This is a genomic window from Geobacillus sp. Sah69, assembly GCF_001414205.1.
In the GTDB taxonomy this organism is placed as follows: Bacteria; Bacillota; Bacilli; order Bacillales; family Anoxybacillaceae; genus Geobacillus; species Geobacillus stearothermophilus.
The window spans coordinates 1-19,121 of record NZ_LLKS01000055.1 but is presented as its reverse complement, the minus strand read 5'-3'; the positions used below and the strand labels follow the sequence as shown (position 1 = coordinate 19,121).

At 53.5% G+C, this 19,121-nt stretch carries 17 protein-coding genes and 4 pseudogenes; 7 read left to right on the top strand and 14 right to left on the bottom strand.

The annotated features are described in order from the left end of the window. Together AP057_RS13045 and AP057_RS13040 are read right to left on the bottom strand one after the other, a co-directional pair. Nucleotides 1-310, bottom strand: a 310-nt coding sequence (locus tag AP057_RS13045) for a transposase (protein ID WP_152968892.1), incomplete at its 3' end; no start/stop codon positions are given. A gap of 104 nt (nucleotides 311-414) precedes the next feature. After that, a pseudogene (locus AP057_RS13040) lies at nucleotides 415-1,112 on the bottom strand (transposase); the annotation flags it as partial. A 192-nt stretch (nucleotides 1,113-1,304) separates the two neighbouring features. Here AP057_RS13040 and AP057_RS13035 point away from each other — a divergent pair. Continuing rightward, on the top strand, nucleotides 1,305-1,601 hold the full coding sequence (locus AP057_RS13035) for a hypothetical protein (protein ID WP_055358921.1): 297 nt from the start codon (nucleotides 1,305-1,307) through the stop codon (nucleotides 1,599-1,601). Nucleotides 1,602-1,855: 254 nt separating this feature from the next. Next, a complete protein-coding gene (locus AP057_RS13030; protein WP_055358920.1) occupies nucleotides 1,856-2,062 on the top strand; it encodes a hypothetical protein in 207 nt (68 codons plus the stop codon). A 36-nt stretch (nucleotides 2,063-2,098) separates the two neighbouring features. Here the strand turns inward: AP057_RS13030 and AP057_RS13025 are convergent. The 3 genes and pseudogenes from AP057_RS13025 to AP057_RS17120 all read right to left on the bottom strand — a co-directional run. Then, nucleotides 2,099-2,443, bottom strand: a pseudogene (locus AP057_RS13025) (protein rep); the annotation flags it as partial. Between the two features lie 214 nt (nucleotides 2,444-2,657). Continuing rightward, entirely contained in the window at nucleotides 2,658-3,056 is a 399-nt protein-coding gene (locus AP057_RS18170; protein WP_369813964.1) for a protein rep, read from the bottom strand. Between the two features lie 284 nt (nucleotides 3,057-3,340). Then, nucleotides 3,341-3,547: pseudogene (locus AP057_RS17120) on the bottom strand (UPF0236 family transposase-like protein); the annotation flags it as partial. A gap of 140 nt (nucleotides 3,548-3,687) precedes the next feature. On the opposite strand from AP057_RS17120, the gene AP057_RS13015 reads away from it, so the two are divergent. Beyond that, complete coding sequence (locus AP057_RS13015; protein WP_235468566.1) at nucleotides 3,688-4,059, top strand: hypothetical protein; 372 nt, start codon at nucleotides 3,688-3,690, stop codon at nucleotides 4,057-4,059. 294 nt (nucleotides 4,060-4,353) lie between these two features. On the opposite strand, the gene menB is transcribed toward AP057_RS13015, so the two are convergent. The 4 genes from menB to AP057_RS12995 are packed head-to-tail and all read right to left on the bottom strand — an operon-like array spanning nucleotide 4,354 to nucleotide 9,098. After that, the gene (gene menB / locus AP057_RS13010) at nucleotides 4,354-5,172 is read right to left on the bottom strand and encodes a 1,4-dihydroxy-2-naphthoyl-CoA synthase (RefSeq protein WP_011232345.1); all 819 of its coding nucleotides are present in this window, start codon (nucleotides 5,170-5,172) and stop codon (nucleotides 4,354-4,356) included. Then, the gene (menH, locus tag AP057_RS13005; protein ID WP_055358916.1) at nucleotides 5,173-5,979 is read right to left on the bottom strand and encodes a 2-succinyl-6-hydroxy-2,4-cyclohexadiene-1-carboxylate synthase; all 807 of its coding nucleotides are present in this window, start codon (nucleotides 5,977-5,979) and stop codon (nucleotides 5,173-5,175) included. 1 nt (nucleotide 5,980) lies between these two features. Continuing rightward, nucleotides 5,981-7,729 carry a 2-succinyl-5-enolpyruvyl-6-hydroxy-3-cyclohexene-1-carboxylic-acid synthase gene (gene menD, locus AP057_RS13000; protein ID WP_055358915.1) on the bottom strand — a complete coding sequence of 583 codons (1,749 nt, stop codon included), beginning with the start codon at nucleotides 7,727-7,729 and terminating at the stop codon, nucleotides 5,981-5,983. Further along, complete coding sequence (locus AP057_RS12995; RefSeq protein ID WP_042381875.1) at nucleotides 7,722-9,098, bottom strand: isochorismate synthase MenF; 1,377 nt, start codon at nucleotides 9,096-9,098, stop codon at nucleotides 7,722-7,724. Before AP057_RS12995 ends, menD begins: the two co-directional genes overlap by 8 nt. Before the next feature lie 168 nt (nucleotides 9,099-9,266). On the opposite strand from AP057_RS12995, the gene AP057_RS12990 reads away from it, so the two are divergent. The 3 genes from AP057_RS12990 to AP057_RS12980 all read left to right on the top strand — a co-directional run bounded on the left by AP057_RS12990 (nucleotide 9,267) and on the right by AP057_RS12980 (nucleotide 11,986). After that, complete coding sequence (locus AP057_RS12990) at nucleotides 9,267-10,196, top strand: 1,4-dihydroxy-2-naphthoate polyprenyltransferase (protein ID WP_055358914.1); 930 nt, start codon at nucleotides 9,267-9,269, stop codon at nucleotides 10,194-10,196. A gap of 86 nt (nucleotides 10,197-10,282) precedes the next feature. Continuing rightward, the gene (locus AP057_RS12985) at nucleotides 10,283-11,092 is read left to right on the top strand and encodes a yteA family sporulation protein (protein ID WP_055358913.1); all 810 of its coding nucleotides are present in this window, start codon (nucleotides 10,283-10,285) and stop codon (nucleotides 11,090-11,092) included. Nucleotides 11,093-11,191: 99 nt separating this feature from the next. Continuing rightward, nucleotides 11,192-11,986: a TIGR00266 family protein gene (locus AP057_RS12980; RefSeq protein ID WP_011232351.1), complete on the top strand. Its 795-nt coding sequence runs from the start codon at nucleotides 11,192-11,194 to the stop codon at nucleotides 11,984-11,986. A 114-nt stretch (nucleotides 11,987-12,100) separates the two neighbouring features. Here the strand turns inward: AP057_RS12980 and AP057_RS12975 are convergent, their stop codons facing one another. The 5 genes and pseudogenes from AP057_RS12975 to AP057_RS16560 all read right to left on the bottom strand — a co-directional run. Continuing rightward, the gene (locus AP057_RS12975; protein WP_055358922.1) at nucleotides 12,101-14,515 is read right to left on the bottom strand and encodes a glycogen/starch/alpha-glucan phosphorylase; all 2,415 of its coding nucleotides are present in this window, start codon (nucleotides 14,513-14,515) and stop codon (nucleotides 12,101-12,103) included. Further along, entirely contained in the window at nucleotides 14,502-15,959 is a 1,458-nt protein-coding gene (gene glgA / locus AP057_RS12970) for a glycogen synthase GlgA (RefSeq protein ID WP_055358912.1), read from the bottom strand. Before glgA ends, AP057_RS12975 begins: the two co-directional genes overlap by 14 nt. Continuing rightward, entirely contained in the window at nucleotides 15,956-16,987 is a 1,032-nt protein-coding gene (locus AP057_RS12965; RefSeq protein WP_055358911.1) for a sugar phosphate nucleotidyltransferase, read from the bottom strand. Before AP057_RS12965 ends, glgA begins: the two co-directional genes overlap by 4 nt. Then, nucleotides 16,987-18,150, bottom strand: coding sequence for a glucose-1-phosphate adenylyltransferase (locus AP057_RS12960; RefSeq protein ID WP_055358910.1), 1,164 nt, complete (start codon nucleotides 18,148-18,150; stop codon nucleotides 16,987-16,989). The genes AP057_RS12965 and AP057_RS12960 overlap by 1 nt, the downstream gene beginning before the upstream one ends. Next, nucleotides 18,032-18,832 (bottom strand): annotated as a pseudogene (locus AP057_RS16560) (alpha amylase C-terminal domain-containing protein); the annotation flags it as partial. The gene AP057_RS12960 and the pseudogene AP057_RS16560, both read right to left, overlap by 119 nt. A gap of 43 nt (nucleotides 18,833-18,875) precedes the next feature. On the opposite strand from AP057_RS16560, the gene AP057_RS12955 reads away from it, so the two are divergent. Next, the coding region (locus AP057_RS12955; RefSeq protein ID WP_235468568.1) for an IS110 family transposase at nucleotides 18,876-19,121 on the top strand (246 nt) is incomplete at its 3' end.

Below are 19,121 nucleotides of genomic sequence, written 5' to 3'. Positions count from 1 at the left end.
GCGCCGGGTTGACCATGACCAACGGGATCCCGTGCTCCTCGAGGAAGTAGGCCAGGTTCAACCAGTAGTGCCCGGTCGGCTCCACGGCGACGATCACCTCTGACTTCCCRAACGCTTGCATCGCCYCCTGAATCGCTTTATACAGCTGCTGAAACCCCTCTTTCGACTGGAAGATCGGGAACGACTTGCGAAGCACGCGCCCCCGGTCATCCACGAAGCAGGCGTAGTGGGTTCGTTTCGCGATATCAATACCCACGACAAGCGTTTGTTCGGTTACTTGATCAATTTTATAGTTTTGTGTACAATTCATCTGAAGTCCTCCTTGGTATGGTGAGTGATGTGGTTGACACCCCTGCATCATACCAAGAGGGCTTTTTTTGATCAAGTCCCCGGAAAAGCTCCTAACGGGAATGCTCCTTTGCCCAAATATTTGCGACAACGTTCTAACGCATCGGTAAACAGCTGAATGACATGGAAATAGTCGACGACATGTGTCGCCTCTGGGCAAACCCGTTGAATCGCTTTTTTCATCGCTGGAGCCAAGTCACTCACGACATACTGAACGGAACGAGATACATGAGCCAATGCACGCCCAATGGCTTCCTCGTTCTTTCCTGCTTCCATGGCATACACTTCTCCCGTTTCGGCATCCATGATCGCCACTCCATAGTCGTGCCCTTTTCGAAACGCAAACTCATCGACACAAACCGCCTTTGGTTGGACGTCATTCGATAGGAAGGAAGGGGCATGGGTATAAAACCATCGTTCAACGGTCGTGTAAGGAAGCTTGAGCATACGAGCCACCGCCTGAATGGATGTTCCGATGCAAGATTGCGCGACCCATCGCTGAAAAGCATCCGTCGCCACACTTCGAGGAGAGATGGCTGGATACGACGTGCTGAACGTCACGCCACACGTGCTACAACGTCTGCGCTCGACAGGAAGTTCGATCCAAAAATTCCGATTCGCTGATCATAGCCATGCATCCATTGCTTCTTTTTGTCTGTCATTTTGATCGTGCGCTTCAAGCAGACAGGACATAACGGGCATTGTTCGGGTAGAGAAAGTTCGAAAATCCAACGTTCCCCTTCTTTTCGCACCTTTTGAATCAAAACATCTGGTCAATCGATGAGTTCTTTGATAAACTGAGCGTACATGCCAATTTCCCTCCATGGTTTGGTTTGGTCACCTTTACCATACAGGAAAATTCGCATTTTTTGTACCCTCTATGCACACCTACCTTAAATGATCAAGTACAACTTGTGGTGAAGAGCCAAAAATATGTAATAAAAGGAGATGTTTGTATGTTGAAAAAACTATTTTGTGGAGTTCTAGCAGGGGTTATTGCCTTTTCATCTTTCTCCATGTTGGGGAATACTTCAGCAAAAGCAGCGTCTAATCTACCTCCTTCGCCAGTTGTTCAAAAAGAAAAATCTGAAACTACATATTCACCAAGTTCACTAAGCGCACAAAGTTCAATTGAATCTGAGGTTCAACCATATGGAGCTAAAGGGTTCATGGTTAAACTTGCTATTCAAACTATAAAAGTTGCCATCGATAAGAGCGGTAGTGTTTTAAACTATATAATAAAAATGGTTTGATAAAGATACAGCATCATACTTCACTAAAAATAAATCTAAAGTTATAAAAGCTTTAAATCAGTTAGAAGATTGGATTGATGATGCAAGTGATTTAACTCAAAGTACAATTAAAACTAAATTAAATTCCTTATTACGATCAGCAGGCGTACCGTCTACTTACTCACTATCTATTGCTGACGCAATTGCAAGAACTATTACTTGGTTAATACTTTAACTCTAATCAATTCTTCAGGGAGAAAGGAGAGTAGTATTTCATGAGAAAAATTTACGAATATATATCTATCGACGAAAAAAAAGAAGTAGTTGAAAAATTAAAAGCGGATCTAAAAGAGTTAGAGCAAGAGATAAATCAAAATAAAGATTCCTTTTCAAAATTTGTGTGTGAAATTTTGTATAGTACACGAGATAAATGGCGTTTAGAAATTGAAGAGTTAGAAAATGAAATAAAAGCTAATAGTTAAACCAAAAAAAGAGCACTCCTTCTGGAATGCTCTTTTTCACTCTATCACATAATTTTTTAACCCCACATGCCATCTTGCAATCACGTCAAATGTGCCATTGGCGACCTCATCCTCACCCGTCACATTAACCAAATCACCGTTTTCGGCATCTCCCAAATTCAGTTCCTTGTGGATCTGCTTCAGCAGACCGCCATAACCGATTAACCGCTTATTTGCCAAGGCGTTGTCTAACGCCAAAACGGTTTCCACATTTTCGGCCGTGACCTTATTCCCTTTAATGACGTCCGTATCTTTGACCGGATATTTAGAGACTTCTAAAATCGCATTTTGTTCTTTCATAGCTTTTTTAAATTGAGTTTCATAGCCTTTTAAGTCATCGATATAGATGCAATTTAAAGCTTTAACATTTTTCGTCTTTGCCGGTCATTGCATCCGACTGTCGAGTGACCGAACAACGCCGCTTAAAGACCCATGAATGGGTCTGTGAAGCGAGTCGTTGTTCGGTCTTCCGTCACGCTAAGGCGTGACGGAGGCAAGCCACACGCTTGCCTTCGACAGTCGAAAATGGGCAAACCACTTTTCTGTCAAGGATATGTTAAACTTCTTTGTTGCATCTATAGAGTTTTTCTTTGGGTTTTACTCGTTGTATGTGAACGATAGGCTTATAATCTATCTTCATCGCCTTTTGCCAAAGGCTTGTCCACTCGTCCTGTGTAATATATAAATCCTTTTTCTTAAAGTATGTATGAGGAACCGCCAGTAAAACGTGAAAATGCGGGTGATACGTTCCGAATGATTCACTTTCAGGGTCTCGGTTCTTTGTGACCTCTAAAGCCCTAAAATACCCCTTTACGGACGTTTTAAAGGCTTTATAGTTTGTTAACCTTTGAAACCCCTTAAACATAGCTTTAATCGTCTCTGGAAGGCTCTCAGCGTCCGTATTGCGAACCGTAAGGGTCAAAAACACCCAACGTACCTTTTCGCGCTCGTTTATCGTCCCTACGATCCTCTTATTGTGGTACGCAATTTTGAGTGACCGCCGCCATTACACATCGGACACAACCTCACTTTACAGAACCATGCTTGATAAAGTTTTAAGCCCTCTGGCGTGCTTTTGAAAACAAGCGTGTCTGCACATTCATTCATTCTTTCGGCTTTTCGCTCTAAGCCCGCTTTGTCAAAGTGTTCTGCCGTTAATTGCGACCGACGTTTTTTCCCTTGCCAATCGCGCTGTTTGCCCGTCTTTGTCTTATCTACCAATATTGAGTCAGTCAAGACTTTGTGGGAACTTTTTTGATTCCTGAAAACCACCGCTGTTTCTTCTAGACAAGGGCTGATTGACTGCGATCCATCAAACGCGAGAAAGGAATCCAGCAAAAATGTGTAACGGTTTTGTTCTCGGTCTAAATAGTAGTTTCGCTCAAAGGTGACTTCGCCAAACAGGGTTTGAATCGTGGTGCGTCGTTTGTCTTTCAAGTGGTATCTTACAACAAAGAGGTGGATTAAATGAAAATACTACACAAAAGATCATCAATCAATTTCCTCAATTAAAACCTTTACTGGATGAATCCAATAAAGAAGTATTGAAAACTTCCTCGACATTAAGTGAGTTAGAAAAGACATTTTTGCAATTGGCTCGATTCTTTGAAAAACCGAATGAGGAAGCATTCTCGCTCCAATTACTATATCAGCACCTTGAAGATGAATGGCTGGAATTTGCGTTGCAACTAATCGTGGAGTTTTTCAGAAACGAAACGTATTTGATTAAAAACCCTAACTTCTCGATCATTAGAGACTCCCAGGACTACTACACCCAAAGTGATTTTGCGCGCTATCTAGAGGATAAAGGAATTCATTTCCCCCAAAACAAGATTGCTGTCTATCGCAAAAGAGGAAAGTTTCCAAAGGAAGACTTAGTAGTAGCCGGAACGCCATACTGGTCAAAATATACCGTTGAAAGCTTTGCCAAGCATTTATTGGAGCAACAGAAGAAATGATCAGGGAAAAAATATAGCAAAATTTTGATTGAACAAAAGGGGATACGTTTTAAAAAGCCATAAATGCCCTATAGAGACGCTTTTTCTCTTCCGTATATAAAACCATTACTTTGCTATTGAAGACGCGTTATACGCCAATCTGAGAAGCCGTTTTTTTAAAGGGGGGCTGAAAAATTCAGGATACCTCCTCCTTTCTTGCCCCCTCCTCCGCCGACGGCCAGCGAAAGGATTCCTCCCTTCGGAAAAGCGACAAAAAGCAGCTTGACGCGCCATCAAGCTGCTTCTTCGTTCTCATCACGGGAAGCGCGGGAATTGGCTGAAGTCCGGCTTCCGTTTTTCTTTGAACGCCCGCATTCCTTCCTTCGCCTCTTCGGTCGTGTAGAAGAGAAGCGTCGCGTCGCCGGCGAGCTGTTGGATGCCGGCCAAGCCGTCGGAGTCGGCGTTGAATGCCGCTTTTAAGAAGCGAATGGCCGTCGGGCTTTTTTCCAAAATTTCTTGCGCCCATTTGACCGTTTCTTCTTCAAGCTGCTCAAGCGGCACGACTTTGTTGACCAGCCCCATTTCGAGCGCTTCTTGCGCCGTGTACTGACGGCATAAATACCAAATTTCCCGCGCCTTTTTATGGCCGACGATGCGGGCCAAATAACCGGCGCCATAGCCGCCGTCAAAGCTTCCCACTTTCGGCCCGGTTTGGCCGAAGATGGCGTTGTCCGCGGCGATCGTCAAATCGCATACGACATGAAGCACATGCCCACCGCCGATGGCATAGCCGGCGACCATCGCAATGACCGGCTTCGGAATGACGCGGATGAGCCGCTGCAAATCAAGCACATTGAGGCGCGGAATTTCATCCTCGCCGACATAGCCGCCATGGCCGCGCACTTTTTGGTCCCCGCCCGAGCAAAACGCCTTGCCGCCGGCGCCGGTCAAAATGATGACGCCGATATTCGAATCATCGCGCGCTTTTGTGAACGCATCGATCATCTCGTTCACCGTTTTCGGCCGAAACGCGTTATGTACTTCCGGACGGTTGATCGTAATTTTGGCGATGCCGTTGTACGTTTCGTAAATAATGTCCTCATAGTCGTACTGCTTCACCCATTCAAACGGCATTTACACTTCCCCCTTTGTTATGAATTCACTTACTATTTTAGCAAAAATGCCGGGCTGTTCCACGTGAATTGCATGTCCGGCTCCTTTTACACAGATAAGTTCGCTGTTGGGCAGCCGCTCGTGCATTTGGGCGGCGATGCGGCAAAACTTCTCATCGCGCTCCCCGCAAACAAGGAGCACAGGCATGGCAAGTTCGCCAAGCCGTTCCCAAAACGACGGCTGCACGCCGGTCCCCATCCCGCGCAAACTGTTGACAAGCCCCGTTGCCGTATGGCGGAGCCGCTCGCGGCGAATCGCCGCTCGCACCGAATCCGGAAGCGCCTGCTGAGTGGCAAACAGCGGGATTTTTTCCCAATCATCGACAAAAGCACGGACGCCTTCCGTTTCGATTTTTCGCGCCAACGCCTCATCCGCTTCCCGCCGCGCGCGCCGCTCCTCCTCTGTCTCCAAGCCGGGCGAACTGCTTTCCAGCACTAAGCGGCGAACGCGGCGCGGATGCCAAACGGCGAACGCCAACGCGAGCCGGCCGCCCATCGAGTAGCCGAGCACGTTCACTTGTTCGACGCCCCATTCGTCAAGGAGCGCCGCCAAGTCAGCCGCCGCGTGTTCGATCCGATACCGTCGGGCGTCCTTTGGCGCCTCGGTCCGCCCATGGCCCAACAAGTCGACGGCCATCACACGGAAGTCCGGCCAAAACGGGGCGAGCGGCCGCCACGTGTCCGCGCTGCCCGTAAACCCGTGCAACAATAAAAGCGGCTCCCCTTCGCCATATTGTTCCACATGGTAACGAACCCCATTCAGCTCCACATCAAACCATTCCTTTATGTTCGAGAAATTTCGCGATTTCCTGGGAAACACGTTCCCACAAAAAACGATGCATTTGGACATTTTCCGCGCGCGACGTGCGCACTTCGACAACATGAAGCCCGCCTGCTTCAAACGATTCCGCCACTTGACGGCGAAATTCGTCCCACGTACGCGGCGTTGCGTGCCGTCCGCCGTACATCCCAACGGCATCGGAAAACGACAAACCGGTCGGCGTGCCAAACAGCGTTTCAAACGGCCCTTCATGACGCGCCTGCGGCAAAAAGGAGAAAATGCCGCCGCCGTTGTTGTTCAACAGCACAATCGTCGCCTGCAATCCGTGCATTTTCGCTGCCAGCAGCCCGTTCAAATCGTGGTAAAACGACAAATCGCCGATCACGAGCGCAAGCGGCCCCGCGGCGGCGCCGGCCCCCAAGGCGCTCGAGACGACGCCGTCAATGCCGTTGGCGCCGCGGTTGGCAAGCACGCGGAGCGGCTTGTCCGTCGACCAGAAAAACGTATCGGCGTCGCGGATTGGCATGCTGTTGCCGACAAACAGCGTCGCCCCGGCTGGAAGCAAATTGGCAAGTTCCGTGAACACTTTCCCTTCAAACCATTCTTCTTTTGGCAGATGGCGCTCAAGCACCGCGCGGGCGATCGCGTTCATCTCTAGCCATATCGCCGACCACGCGCTTTTGTTTTCTTTCGGTTTCGCCCATTCAAGAAGCTGGCGGCAAAGAATCAGTTCATCACTCTGAACGAAGCTGTCCGCGGACAACGTTGGATCGCGCCAGCCGCCGTCGTCGACAACAATTTGACGAATCGCGCGATGGCGCTTGAGCCATAAAAAGAGCGGCTTCGACACCGGCATGGCGCCGAACCGAAGCACCACATCCGGCACAAGCTTGGAAGCGGCGGTTTCCTCCCGCAATATGGCGTCATAGCTGTCCAGCACGTACGTTTTGTCATGCGTACCGACGCGCAACTGGGAAAGCGGATCGGCCAAAATCGGAAAATCAAGCGCCCGCGCCAACTCGGTGACCGCCTCGGCAAACCCAGGGCGATCGAGCGGCCCGCAGACGATCAACCCGCGTTCCGCCGCCGACAGCTGCTCATACAGCGCCGATACGCTTTCTTGCGGCAGCGCTGGGCGGCCGTGCCACACTTGCGGCGCTCTCGAAACAGACCGCACCCGCTCCCAAACCGCCTCATCGATATGCGGGACAAGCGGCTCGCGAAACGGCGCGTTCACATGCACAGGCCCGCACGGTGCACCGGCGGCCGTTTGGACGGCTCTTGCCGCCATCGTCCGCGCGTATCGCAGCATATCATCCGCCTCTTCCGGCAGCGCCAAGTCCACAAACCACTTGGCGTAGCGTCCGTATAAGTGCAGCTGATCAATCGCCTGCGGCGCCCCGACATCGCGCAGTTCATGCGGCCGGTCGGCCGTCAGCACCACGAGCGGCACGCGCGAATAGTATGCCTCGACAACCGCGGGCCCATAGTTGGCCGCCGCCGTTCCGGACGTGCATACGAGCGCGACCGGACGCTGCTTCGCTTTCGCCAAGCCGAGGGCGAAAAACGCGGCCGACCGCTCATCGATATTCATATATAGTCGAAGGCCAGGGTGGGCCGCCATCGCCATCGCAAGCGGCGTCGAGCGCGAACCGGGGCTGATCACCGCCTCCGTCACCCCGGCCTGCGCCAATCCGTCCACCAATGCCGCTGCATAAACAGACAAGGCATCAGCCATCGTTCATCACTCCCAACGCCGATAACATCGGGGCCATTTTCACATTTGTCTCTTCATATTCGCTGTTTGGGTCGGAATCGGCGACAATGCCGCAGCCGGCAAACAGCATGGCTTCCTTCCCGGCGAGCAAGGCGGAGCGAATGGCGACCGCCCATTCCCCATTGCCTTCGCCATCCACCCAGCCGATCGGCGCTGCATACCATCCGCGGTCAAGCGGCTCAAGGGCGCGGATCACCTCCAGCGCTCGATCGCGCGGCGTTCCGCCGAGCGCGGGTGTCGGATGCATCATTTCCACTAAGCGGAGCACCGAGCGCTCGCGGGAGCCACGGCCGACAACCGGAGTGCATAAATGCTGGATGTGCGGCAGCTTGAGCAGCTGCGGTGCGGGCGGCATCTCGACCGTCTCGCAGACGGAAGAAAACAAGCGGCCGATCATTTGCACAACAAACTGATGTTCTTCGTTGTTTTTTCGATCTGCCCGCAGCCAAGCGCCAAGCCGCTCGTCTTCCTCCATATCGGCCCCGCGGCGCACCGATCCGGCGAGGCAAACCGACCGGCACATTTTCCCTTCTTTTTGGACAAGCTGCTCAGGGGAAGCGCCGATAAAACAGCGGCCGTCCTGTTCAAACGCAAAAATGTAAGCAAACGGCTGCTGCTCGCGAAGCCGCTGGAGTACGGCCGCGGCATCCACCGTTTTGGCAAACGCCAGGCGCCGAGCGCGGGCGAGCACCACCTTGTCCAACGCCCCCGCCCGAATCGAGGCGATCGCTTCGCGAACAGCCGCCAACCATCGTTCTTTCTCTTCTTCTTCGTCTGACACAAGGCGCGGAAGCCGCTTTGGAGCGGCCATGGGGTCGCTGATCCGCTCAAGCAAGCGCCCGACCCGCTCCCAGTCCCGTCCTCTTTTGTCCGTTGGGACGGTGACAGTCAACGTCGTTTTGCCGTTTCTTACGGCAAGAAGCGCGGCCGGCGCCACGAGCTTCCCGGCCGGAAAGCCGCGCCACATGTCGGTGCCCGGCCGATAGGGGTCAAACGAAAATCCGCCAAACAATAACGGCGGCGCATCGGCCGCGCCGTATGGCTCCATCTCCTTCTTCCATCGGCGCCGGCCCGCTTCCACGTCATCAAACCGGCTGTCGGCCTTCTCCGTTTCGATCGCATAAACGGAGCCGAGGCCGACCAATATCGTGCCTCCGGTTCGATCCGCCCAAAAAAACCGTTCGCGGAAGCCGCATGACGGCCCTTGCATAAAAAAAGAAACCGGATCAACGCCCTCCCACGGTTCCGCCCAGCTGACAAACGGCCGCCCTGCATTCACCGCCAATCTATGCAATTGTTGCTGCAGGTGATGTCGAAATCCAATCGCCACGTTCCTCACGCTTTCTGTCGTAAAATTCCCCCTCCATCCCCACTTCCCATTATAATATAATAGGAAATCATTTATCTATCGGGAAGGGTTGACATGCTTTCAACGTTTGCCTACACTTATTTTGGACATAAACGAATGACATTTTCACAGAATCTAAGGGGAATGAATATGCAATCATTCACACATATGGACCATCGCCCGCCGGCGCGCCGCGACTGGCGCGTCTTTTGGCGGCTGACGCGCCCGCATACGCTGACGGCGGCATTTGTGCCCGTATGCGTCGGCACGGTGCTGGCGCTTGGCGAAACATCGATCGATTGGCTGCTGTTTGCCGCGATGATGATCGCCTCTTTGTTGATTCAGGCGGCGACGAACATGTTCAACGAATACTACGATTATCAACGCGGCCTCGATTCACCGGAGTCGGTCGGCATCGGCGGCGCCATCGTCCGCGACGGCCTCAAGCCGAAAACGGTGCTGGCGTTGGCGTTTGGCTGTCTTGGGTTGGCTATGCTCATCGGCATCTACATTTGCGCCGAAAGCAGTTGGTGGCTCGCCGTTGTCGGAACGATTTGCATGGCGGCCGGTTATTTTTACACCGGAGGGCCGGTTCCGATCGCCTATACGCCGTTTGGCGAACTGGCGGCTGGGTTTTTTATGGGCTTTGTCATCATTTTGATTTCATTTTTCATCCAAACGGGCTATATCAGCGGCGACGCCGTGCTCACCGCCATTCCGATCGCGATTTTGGTCGGCGCCATTTTGCTGGCGAACAATATTCGCGACTTGGACGGCGACCGTGAAAAAGGGCGAAAGACGCTCGCCATTTTGATTGGCCGCGATTGGGCCATCCGCCTGCTCGCTGCCATGTTCGCCGTTGCCTTTCTTTGGACGGCCGCGCTTGCGGTGTTTCAGATCGTGCCGTTTTGGGCGCTGCTCGCTTTATTGAGCATTCCAAAAGCAATCGCCGCGGCGCGCGGATTCATCGGTAAAACGAAACCGGCGGAGATGATGCCGGCGATGAAGGCCACAGCGCAAACGAATACACAATTTGGCTTTTTGCTCGCCATCGGCTTGCTTTTCGGCCAATGGCTGTAAACACGGTCGAAACGGCCGTGTTTTTTTTTGATTTTCGCCCATACTACACCATATAGACGCTACTGCGAAGGAAGGGATTGCGACTGATGCTGACGAACGAACAGCTTGCCGCCCTCCGCTCAAGACTGCTCGACATGAAACGGGAGACGGAAGACCGGCTGAAGCAAAACGACCATTTCGGCATGATCCGCAGCCACGCCCACGATGCGGTCGGTGAGCTGGCGAGCTACGACAACCATCCGGCCGATGAGGCGACAGAGCTGTATGAGCGGGAAAAAGATCTCGCCCTAAAGGAGCATGCCGAGCGCGAAGTTCGCGAGATTGAACGGGCGCTTGGCGCCATCGCCGACGGCACATACGGAACGTGCCGCGTATGCGGCCGCCCGATCCCATACGAACGGCTCGAGGCGCTGCCGACAACACTCTACTGCCGCGAGCACAGCCCGGATCAAACGGTGTCGCAAAAGCGGCCGCTTGAAGAGGGCGTTCTTATGCCGCCGTTTGGCAAATTCGATTTCGATGACCGCGCGGAATCGGTCGCTTACGACGCGGAAGATGCATGGCAGGAAGCAGCCCGCTACGGCACATCCGACACCCCTTCGGACCTTGGCAAAAACGTCGATTCCTACAGCGAAGTGTATGCCGAGTCGGAAGAGAACGTCGGCTATGTCGAAGACTTGGAAAATTTCGCGGCCGTCGATTTGCATGGCAGACACGTACGTGTGTACCCGACGCGGGAGCATGAGCTGCTGGAAAACATATTGGATGACGAAGGCATCATGTCGAACATCGGCGATTTGCCGGCGTATGAAAAAGACCCGTATACATCGACAGACAGCTACCGCCGGTACGATGAAAGACTGTCCCAGCAGCATTTTGGGGAAACAACTCCATGAAAAAGGCCATCGGCAAGATGGTCTTTTTTGTGAAACGGGCCGATGCCGTTTTCCGTAGTACAGAGCAGAACGTCATATGATCCGAATGGAGGCGAAATGATGAACGCACATGAGATCGATTACCGGCTGTACGGCGATGACATGCAGTTTGTCGAAATCGAGCTCGACCCATACGAAAGCGTGGTCGCGGAAGCGGGCGGGATGATGATGATGGATGACGGCATCGTCATGGAAACCGTATTTGGCGACGGCTCCTCGTCCGGAAAAGGGCTGCTTGGCCGCCTTGTCGGCGCGGGAAAGCGGCTGCTCACCGGCGAAAGCTTGTTCATGACCGTGTTTACCAACCAAGGAAGCGGCAAGCGCCGCGTCGCCTTCGCCGCTCCGTATCCGGGAAAAATCATCCCGGTCGATTTAAGCGAACTTGGCGGGAAGCTCATCTGCCAAAAAGACTCCTTTTTGTGTGCGGCAAAAGGCGTTTCCGTCGGCATTGAGTTTCAGCGCAAGCTCGGCGCTGGCTTTTTCGGCGGCGAAGGGTTTATTATGCAAAAGTTGGAAGGTGACGGGCTTGCCTTTTTGCACGCCGGCGGAACGATCCACCGCCGCGACTTGCAGCCCGGGGAAACGCTTCGTATTGACACCGGCTGCCTTGTCGCCATGACGAAAGACGTCAACTACGATATTGAATATGTCGGCAACATCAAAACCGCCTTCTTCGGCGGCGAAGGATTGTTTTTGGCCACCGTCACCGGTCCGGGAGCAGTGTGGGTGCAGTCGCTTCCGTTCAGCCGGCTCGCTGACCGCGTCCTCGCTGCCGCCCCGAGCGCCGGCGGACGGTCGGTCGGCGAAGGCAGCATCCTCGGCGGCATCGGCGACTGGCTCGACGGCGACGACTAAGCGAGAAAGGGCGCTCCGGCCAAACGGAACGCCCTTTTGCTTTTCTGCCTTCCCCCTCGAAATTCCCTAAAAGGACGATGATTAAATGAAAAAGCAGCCCAAAAACGTCCTTTTCTAAGTTGAGAAACGTTCCCCCGACGGCAAAAGACCCCAAATTTCGGCGGCGTATTCCGCTACGGTTCGATCGCTGGCGAAACGGCCGGAATGGGCGATGTTGACGGCGCTCATCCGCCACCAGCGCGCCGGATCGCGGTAAGCGGCCTCAACCCGCTCGTGCGCCTCGGCGTAGGCGGCAAAGTCGCGCAGCACAAAATATTCGTCGTTTTGCGCCAGCAGCGAGTCGTAAATCGGCTCAAAGTAGTCGCCGACATCAGGGAAAAAGCCGTTGATGAGCTGGTCGACAACTTGCTTGATCCGTTTGTCATGATGGTAATACTCATGCGCCCGATAGCCTCCGTGTTCGTAGTAGCGGAGCACTTCATCGGCCGTCAGTCCGAACAAAAACATGTTGTCCTCCCCGACGGCTTCCGCGATTTCGACGTTCGCTCCATCCAGCGTGCCAAGCGTAACGGCGCCGTTCATCATAAACTTCATGTTGCCCGTCCCGGACGCTTCTTTGCTGGCGGTTGAGATTTGCTCGCTCACATCGGCGGCCGGGATGATCTCTTCGGCGAGCGACACACGGTAGTTTTCCAAAAAAATGACTTTCAACTGGTCATGGACCCGTTTGTCGTTGTTCACCTTCTCGGCGACCGAATGGATCAGCTTGATAATCCTCTTGGCGTAGTAATAGCCCGGCGATGCCTTCGCCCCGAAGATAAACGTGCGCGGGTGAATCGAGAAGTGTGAATCCTCCTTCAGCCGATTGTACAAATGCATGATGTGCAGCACGTTCAACAGTTGCCGTTTGTAGGCGTGCAGCCGTTTCACTTGCACATCAAAGATCGACGACTCGTCAACACCGATTCCGGTCTTCTCATAAATGCGGGTGGCGAGCTTCGCTTTGCGCCGCCGCTTGACGGCGGCGAGCGCCTCTTGAAACGCCGGATCGGAAGCATGCGGCGCCAGTTCCACAAGCGCTTCCGGCTCATGAATCCAACGCGGGCCGATCGTGTCCGTAATCAACGCCGACAGCTCGGGGTTGGCTTTTAAGAGCCAGCGCCGGTGCGTCACGCCGTTCGTCTTATTGTTGAACTTTTGCGGCGCCCATTCGTAAAACAGGCGCATTTCCCGCTGTTTCAAAATGTCGGTATGCAGTTTCGCCACGCCGTTGACGCTATGGCTTGCCACGACGGCCAAGTGCGCCATTTTCACCATTCCGTGGGCGATGATGGCCATTTGTTCAATCCGCCCCCAATCGCCAGGGTAGCGTTCCCACAGCTCGCGGCAAAACCGTTCGTTGATTTCCTCGACGATCATATAAATGCGCGGCAACAGCGGCTGAAACAGACGAATCGGCCATTTCTCCAGCGCTTCCGCCAGAGTCGTATGATTCGTGTACGCGATCGTATGGGTCGTAATGTGCCAAGCCTCTTCCCAGCTCATCCCTTCCTCATCGAGCAAAATGCGCATCAACTCCGGAATCGCAAGCGCGGGGTGCGTGTCGTTGATATGAATGGCGACATATTCATGGAGGCGGCGCAAGCTCCCGTGCTGGCGGCGATGGGCGCGAGTGATGCTGCCGAGGCTGGCGGCGACGAGAAAATACTGCTGCTTCAGCCGCAAAATTTTTCCTTCGTCATGCGTATCGTCCGGGTACAAAAACTCGGAAATGGCTTCGGTCTCCCGTTTGTATTGCATGACGTCTTTATAGAGCGGAAACGTCTTCGCCGGTTCGGCGCTCCAAAGCCGGAGCGTGTTGACCGTGTTCGTCCCGTAGCCGATGACCGGCACGTCGTACGGCACCGCCATCACGTTTTCGCTGTCGACATGGCGGAACACAAGGCGGCCGTTTTGTTCCGACACCTCAACCCGCCCCCAAAACCGGACTTCGACCGCCAGCTCTTCTTTGCGGACTTCCCACACGTTTCCGTGGCGCAGCCATTGCTCCGGCAGTTCGACTTGATAACCGTCGACGATCTTTTGGTCAAACAGCCCATGCTTGTAGCGGATGCCGTGCCCGTGGCCCGGCAAATTCAATGTGGCGAGCGAGTCAAGAAAACAGGCGGCGAGCCGCCCCAGCCCGCCGTTGCCAAGCCCGGCGTCCGCCTCACATTCCTCGACATCTTCGAGGCGAATGCCGAGCTCGCGCAATCCTTCCTCGACGACCGAGCGGACGCCGTGGTTTAACAAATTGTTGCCGAGCAGGCGACCCAACAAAAACTCAATCGACAAATAATACACTTGCTTCCACCGTTGCGCCCGGTAGCGTTCATTCGTCGTGATCCAATGGCGGCTGATATGTTCGCGCACCATCTGGCCGAGAACGTGATAATGATCGCGCGCCGTCGATTCGGCAAACGGTTTGCCGCACAGCGCCTCGACCCGCGCCACAAACGCCCGTTTGAACGTTTCTTTATCGGCGAACAAGCGCATCTCCCCCTTTTTTGACCAGCCGTTTGTACGCTTTTTCATACTCTTTCGCTGAACGGCGCCAGCTGTAATCGCCGCGCATCGCCCGCTCCATGAGCCGCTCCCAGACAGATGGCTGGTGGTAGAACGACAGCGCCCGGCGGATCGTGTACAACATGTCATGGGCATTAAAGTTCGTAAAGCTGAACCCGTTTCCCTCTCCTGTAAATTCATTGTACGATTGCACCGTATCGTTCAGCCCGCCCGTTTCCCGAACGATCGGAATCGTCCCGTACCGAAGCGCGATCATTTGGCTCAACCCGCACGGTTCAAATAATGACGGCATTAAAAACAAGTCCGAGCCCGCATAGATTTGATGGGCGAGCGGTTCGTGAAAGCCGATGTACACCCCGACTTTGTTCGGATAGGCCGCTGCCATTTGCGAGAAAAACTGTTCAAAGCGCCAATCCCCGGTGCCGAGCACGACGAGTTGCATGTCTTCCTGCATGAGGTCATGAAAGACGCACGTCACCAAATCGAGCCCTTTTTGCGCCGTCATTCGCGTCACCATGGCGACGATGGGCGCATCATCCCGCTCTGGCAGACCGAACCGCCGCTGCAAAGCGAGCTTGTTGAGTTTTTTTCTTTCCCGCGTATGTACGCTATAGGTCGCCGCCAAAAACGGATCGGTTTGCGGGTTGTAAAACTCGTCGTCAATGCCGTTTAAGATGCCGAGCAAATCGGCCCGCCGCGCCCGCAGCAAGCCGTCCAACCGCTCGCCGTAATAGGCGGTTTGAATCTCTTCTTTGTACGTCGGACTCACCGTCGTGATCAAATCGGAGGCGATAAGCGCCCCTTTCATAAAGCTGACGCTTCCGTAAAACTCGAGATGGTCGACGGTGAAATACCGTCCGTCCAAATTCAACAAATCCTCTAAAATCCCGCGCGGAAACAGCCCTTGAAACTGCAAGTTGTGAATCGTAAACATCGTGCGGATATCCGCATAAAACGGATCATGGTGGTATTGCTCGCGCAGTAAAAATGGAATCATGCCGGTGTGCCAGTCATGGCAATGAATGATGTCGGGCTGAAACCCGATCTCCGGCAGCGCGTCCAGCACCGCCCGGCAAAAATAAGAAAACCGCTCGCCGTCGTCATCATGGCCGTACAGCTGCGGCCGTTTGAAGTAATACTCGTTGTCGATGAAGTAATAGATGACCCCGTCGTGCTCGAGCTCCTCCACGCCGGCATATTGGCGGCGCCACCCGACCGGCACGGTGAACTCCGCCGTTTTGTTCATCTTCTCTTTCCATTCGCGGGCGATCGTCTCATATTTCGGCAGCATGACACGGGCGTCAACGCCGAGCCGGCGCAGCTCTTTCGGCAGCGCGCCGGCAACGTCGGCCAATCCCCCCGATTTGGCAAACGGGGCGCATTCGGAAACGGCAAATAGCACGTTCATCGGCTGGCGACCTCCCCCTGCACCGTTCCTTTGCGGACGACAAACGGTTGATCAGCCGCTCCTTTCAACACCACTCCCGGTTCGACCTTGGCGTCTTTATCGATAATGACGCCATCGAGGACGCAGCCGTCGCCGATTTGGCACTTTTGCATAATAATGCTGTTTTTCACGACCGCTCCTTTGCCGATCTTCACAGAGCGGAACAAGACGCTGTTTTCCACCGTCCCGTCAATGACGCAGCCGTTGGCGATCATCGAGCGCTTTACGATCCCTTCCCGCCCGTACTTCGTCGGCGGCTCGTCTTTCACTTTCGTATAAATCGGCCGCTCCGCGAGAAAGAGCTGTTCCCAGACGTTCCGATCCAATAGTTCCATGCTTGAGCGGAAATATTGTCCCACCGAATCGATGACCGCCGCATACTCCGTGTATTCGTAATCGCAAATCGACAGTGAATGGCGGTCATCGCGGACGACGTCGACGATGCTTCGGTAGCCGCGGTTTTTGTAATCGGTGATTAAATCAAGCAGCAGCGACGTTTCTAGCAAATACATCTCAAGCGACCGACCGCGATGACGGATTTCGGTCACATCGCAGCCATTTTCGATATGGCGCTTCAAGACGGCGGCAAAATCGATGTTGCACACCGTATAGCTGTTCGCGATGACGGCATATTTTTGCCGGCTCCGCAAAAAATAGTCGATGTGCTGCTCGAAGTGGGCAAATGCCCCGACGCGGCGCTCGCCGGAAAACAGCAAATCCGGCGATGGGAAGAAAAACAGTCCGTCCCGCTTTCGGTTTAAGTCCCAGTTTTTCCCTGACCCTAAATGGTCCATGAGCGAACGGTACTGATATTTCGAAAAAATCGCAACACTCTCAATACCGGAGTTAACCATGCTTGAGAGCACGAAATCAATGAGCCGATACCGGCCGGCAAACGGCACCGCGGCGATCGAGCGCTGTTCGATAAGCGGCGCTAACGCTTCCATATACATCGTCGCGTCAATGACGCCTAACATCTTGTTGTTCATCACGCTTCCTCCTTCCTCGCGGTTTCCTCATTCCATTGCGCAAGCCATTCGGCGGTCACGAGCACCACCTCGCCGTCTTCGTCCGGGGCAATCGAGGCATGCGTCGGGATGACGCAATCCGGCGTGACGATCGCCCGCTCGACATACGCTCCTTCGCTGACTGTCGTTCCTGGCATAATGACCGATTCTTTCACGACCGCCCCTTTGCCGATACGGACGCCTTGAAACAGCACTGAACGCTTGACCGTCCCTTCGACGACGCACCCTTCATTGACGAGTGAGTCCGCCACTTCCGCCTCCTGGGAAATGTATTGCGGCGGCTGATTCGGATTGACGGAATAAATGCGCCATGAGCGGTCGAACAAGTCGAGCTCGTTGTCCTCATCCAACAAGTCCATGTTCGCTTCCCACAAGCTTTTCACCGTGCCAACATCTTTCCAGTAGCCTTGGAACGGGTAGGCAAACAACCGCTTGCGTTCGCGAAGCAAAAGCGGGATGATGTCTTTGCCGAAATCGTGCGTCGAATGCGGGTCATCGTTATCGATTTTCAAGTATTCTTTCAACAGCGGCCAATTGAAAATGTAAATGCCCATCGACGCCAAATTGCTCTTTGGCTCCGCCGGTTTTTCGGCAAACTCGACAATTTGCATCTCGTCATTCGTATTCATAATGCCAAACCGGCTCGCTTCTTCCCATGGCACTTCAATAACGGAAATCGTCACATCGGCCTGTTTGGCGATATGGTAGTCGAGCATCTGCCGATAGTCCATTTTGTAAATGTGGTCGCCAGACAGCACGAGCACGTAGTCCGGGTCGTACTGTTCAATATAATTCATATTTTGATAAATCGCGTTGGCGGTGCCTTCATACCATTTCACGCCGGACGAGACGGAATAGGGCGGCAGGACGGTGACCCCGCCGTTTCGCCGGTCCAAATCCCACGCGCTTCCGATGCCGATGTACGAGTGAAGAAAGAGCGGCTGGTACTGCGTCAGCACGCCGACCGTATCGATGCCGGAATTCGTGCAGTTGCTCAATGTAAAATCAATGATCCGATACTTCCCGCCGAACGGCACGGCTGGTTTCGCGATGTTTTTCGTCAGCGGGCGAAGCCGGCTTCCTTGCCCGCCGGCCAATAACATGGCGATGCACGTCTTCTTCATTTTGCTTTCTCTCCTCTCGTTTTTGCACTGGGCGCAAGATTGAAATGCCAAATGGCGGAATCGTCATGCGCACATGGTACGGCTTTCCATGAAACGGTTCATTGAACGCCGGAAGCCGCTTCGAATTGACATGCCCTGATCCGCCAAAGTCCACCGCATCGCTGTTCAGCACTTCCCGATACGGGGCCAAAAGCGGCACGCCGACTTTGTAGTCGTCGTACGCTTGATTTGTGAAATTGCAAACAATTACCAACAGATCACCGTCTTTTTTCCCGCGGCGGACGAACGAGAAAATGCTTTGTTCGGCATTATGAACGTCGATCCATTCAAACCCCTGCGGGTCGTGGTCGAGCTCGTAAAACGGCTTATACCGCTTGTAGCAGGCGATCAATTGCTTGACATACTCATCCATCTTCCGGTGCAAGTCAAAATCAAACAGCACCCAGTCGAGCTCTCCCTCAAACTTCCATTCGTCAAACTGGGCGAATTCGTTGCCCATAAACAACAACTTTTTCCCGGGGTGGGCCATCATGTAGCCGTACAACAGCCGCAGCTGGGCGAACTTCTCCTCGTACGACCCCGGCATTTTGTTGAGCAGCGACTTTTTGCCATGCACAACTTCATCATGAGAAAACGGCAAAATGAAATTTTCTGAATACGCATAAAGGAGCATTCCCGTTAGGAGCTTTTCCGGGGACTTGATCAAAAAAAGCCCTCTTGGTATGATGCAGGGGTGTCAACCACATCACTCACCATACCAAGGAGGACTTCAGATGAATTGTACACAAAACTATAAAATTGATCAAGTAACCGAACAAACGCTTGTCGTGGGTATTGATATCGCGAAACGAACCCACTACGCCTGCTTCGTGGATGACCGGGGGCGCGTGCTTCGCAAATCGTTCCCGATCTTCCAGTCGAAAGAGGGGTTTCAACAGCTGTATAAAGCGATTCAGGGGGCGATGCAAGCG

Excerpts from the sequence above, each read along its gene's own strand:
- AP057_RS13035 (WP_055358921.1), top strand. The coding sequence starts at position 1,305 with ATGTTGAAAAAACTATTTTGTGGAGTTCTAGCAGGGGTTATTGCCTTT.
- AP057_RS13030 (WP_055358920.1), top strand. The coding sequence starts at position 1,856 with ATGAGAAAAATTTACGAATATATATCTATCGACGAAAAAAAAGAAGTA.
- menB (WP_011232345.1), bottom strand. The coding sequence starts at position 5,172 with ATGCCGTTTGAATGGGTGAAGCAGTACGACTATGAGGACATTATTTAC.
- menD (WP_055358915.1), bottom strand. The coding sequence starts at position 7,729 with ATGGCTGATGCCTTGTCTGTTTATGCAGCGGCATTGGTGGACGGATTG.
- AP057_RS12990 (WP_055358914.1), top strand. The coding sequence starts at position 9,267 with ATGCAATCATTCACACATATGGACCATCGCCCGCCGGCGCGCCGCGAC.
- AP057_RS12985 (WP_055358913.1), top strand. The coding sequence starts at position 10,283 with ATGCTGACGAACGAACAGCTTGCCGCCCTCCGCTCAAGACTGCTCGAC.
- AP057_RS12980 (WP_011232351.1), top strand. The coding sequence starts at position 11,192 with ATGAACGCACATGAGATCGATTACCGGCTGTACGGCGATGACATGCAG.
- glgA (WP_055358912.1), bottom strand. The coding sequence starts at position 15,959 with ATGAACGTGCTATTTGCCGTTTCCGAATGCGCCCCGTTTGCCAAATCG.
- AP057_RS12965 (WP_055358911.1), bottom strand. The coding sequence starts at position 16,987 with ATGAACAACAAGATGTTAGGCGTCATTGACGCGACGATGTATATGGAA.
- AP057_RS12960 (WP_055358910.1), bottom strand. The coding sequence starts at position 18,150 with ATGAAGAAGACGTGCATCGCCATGTTATTGGCCGGCGGGCAAGGAAGC.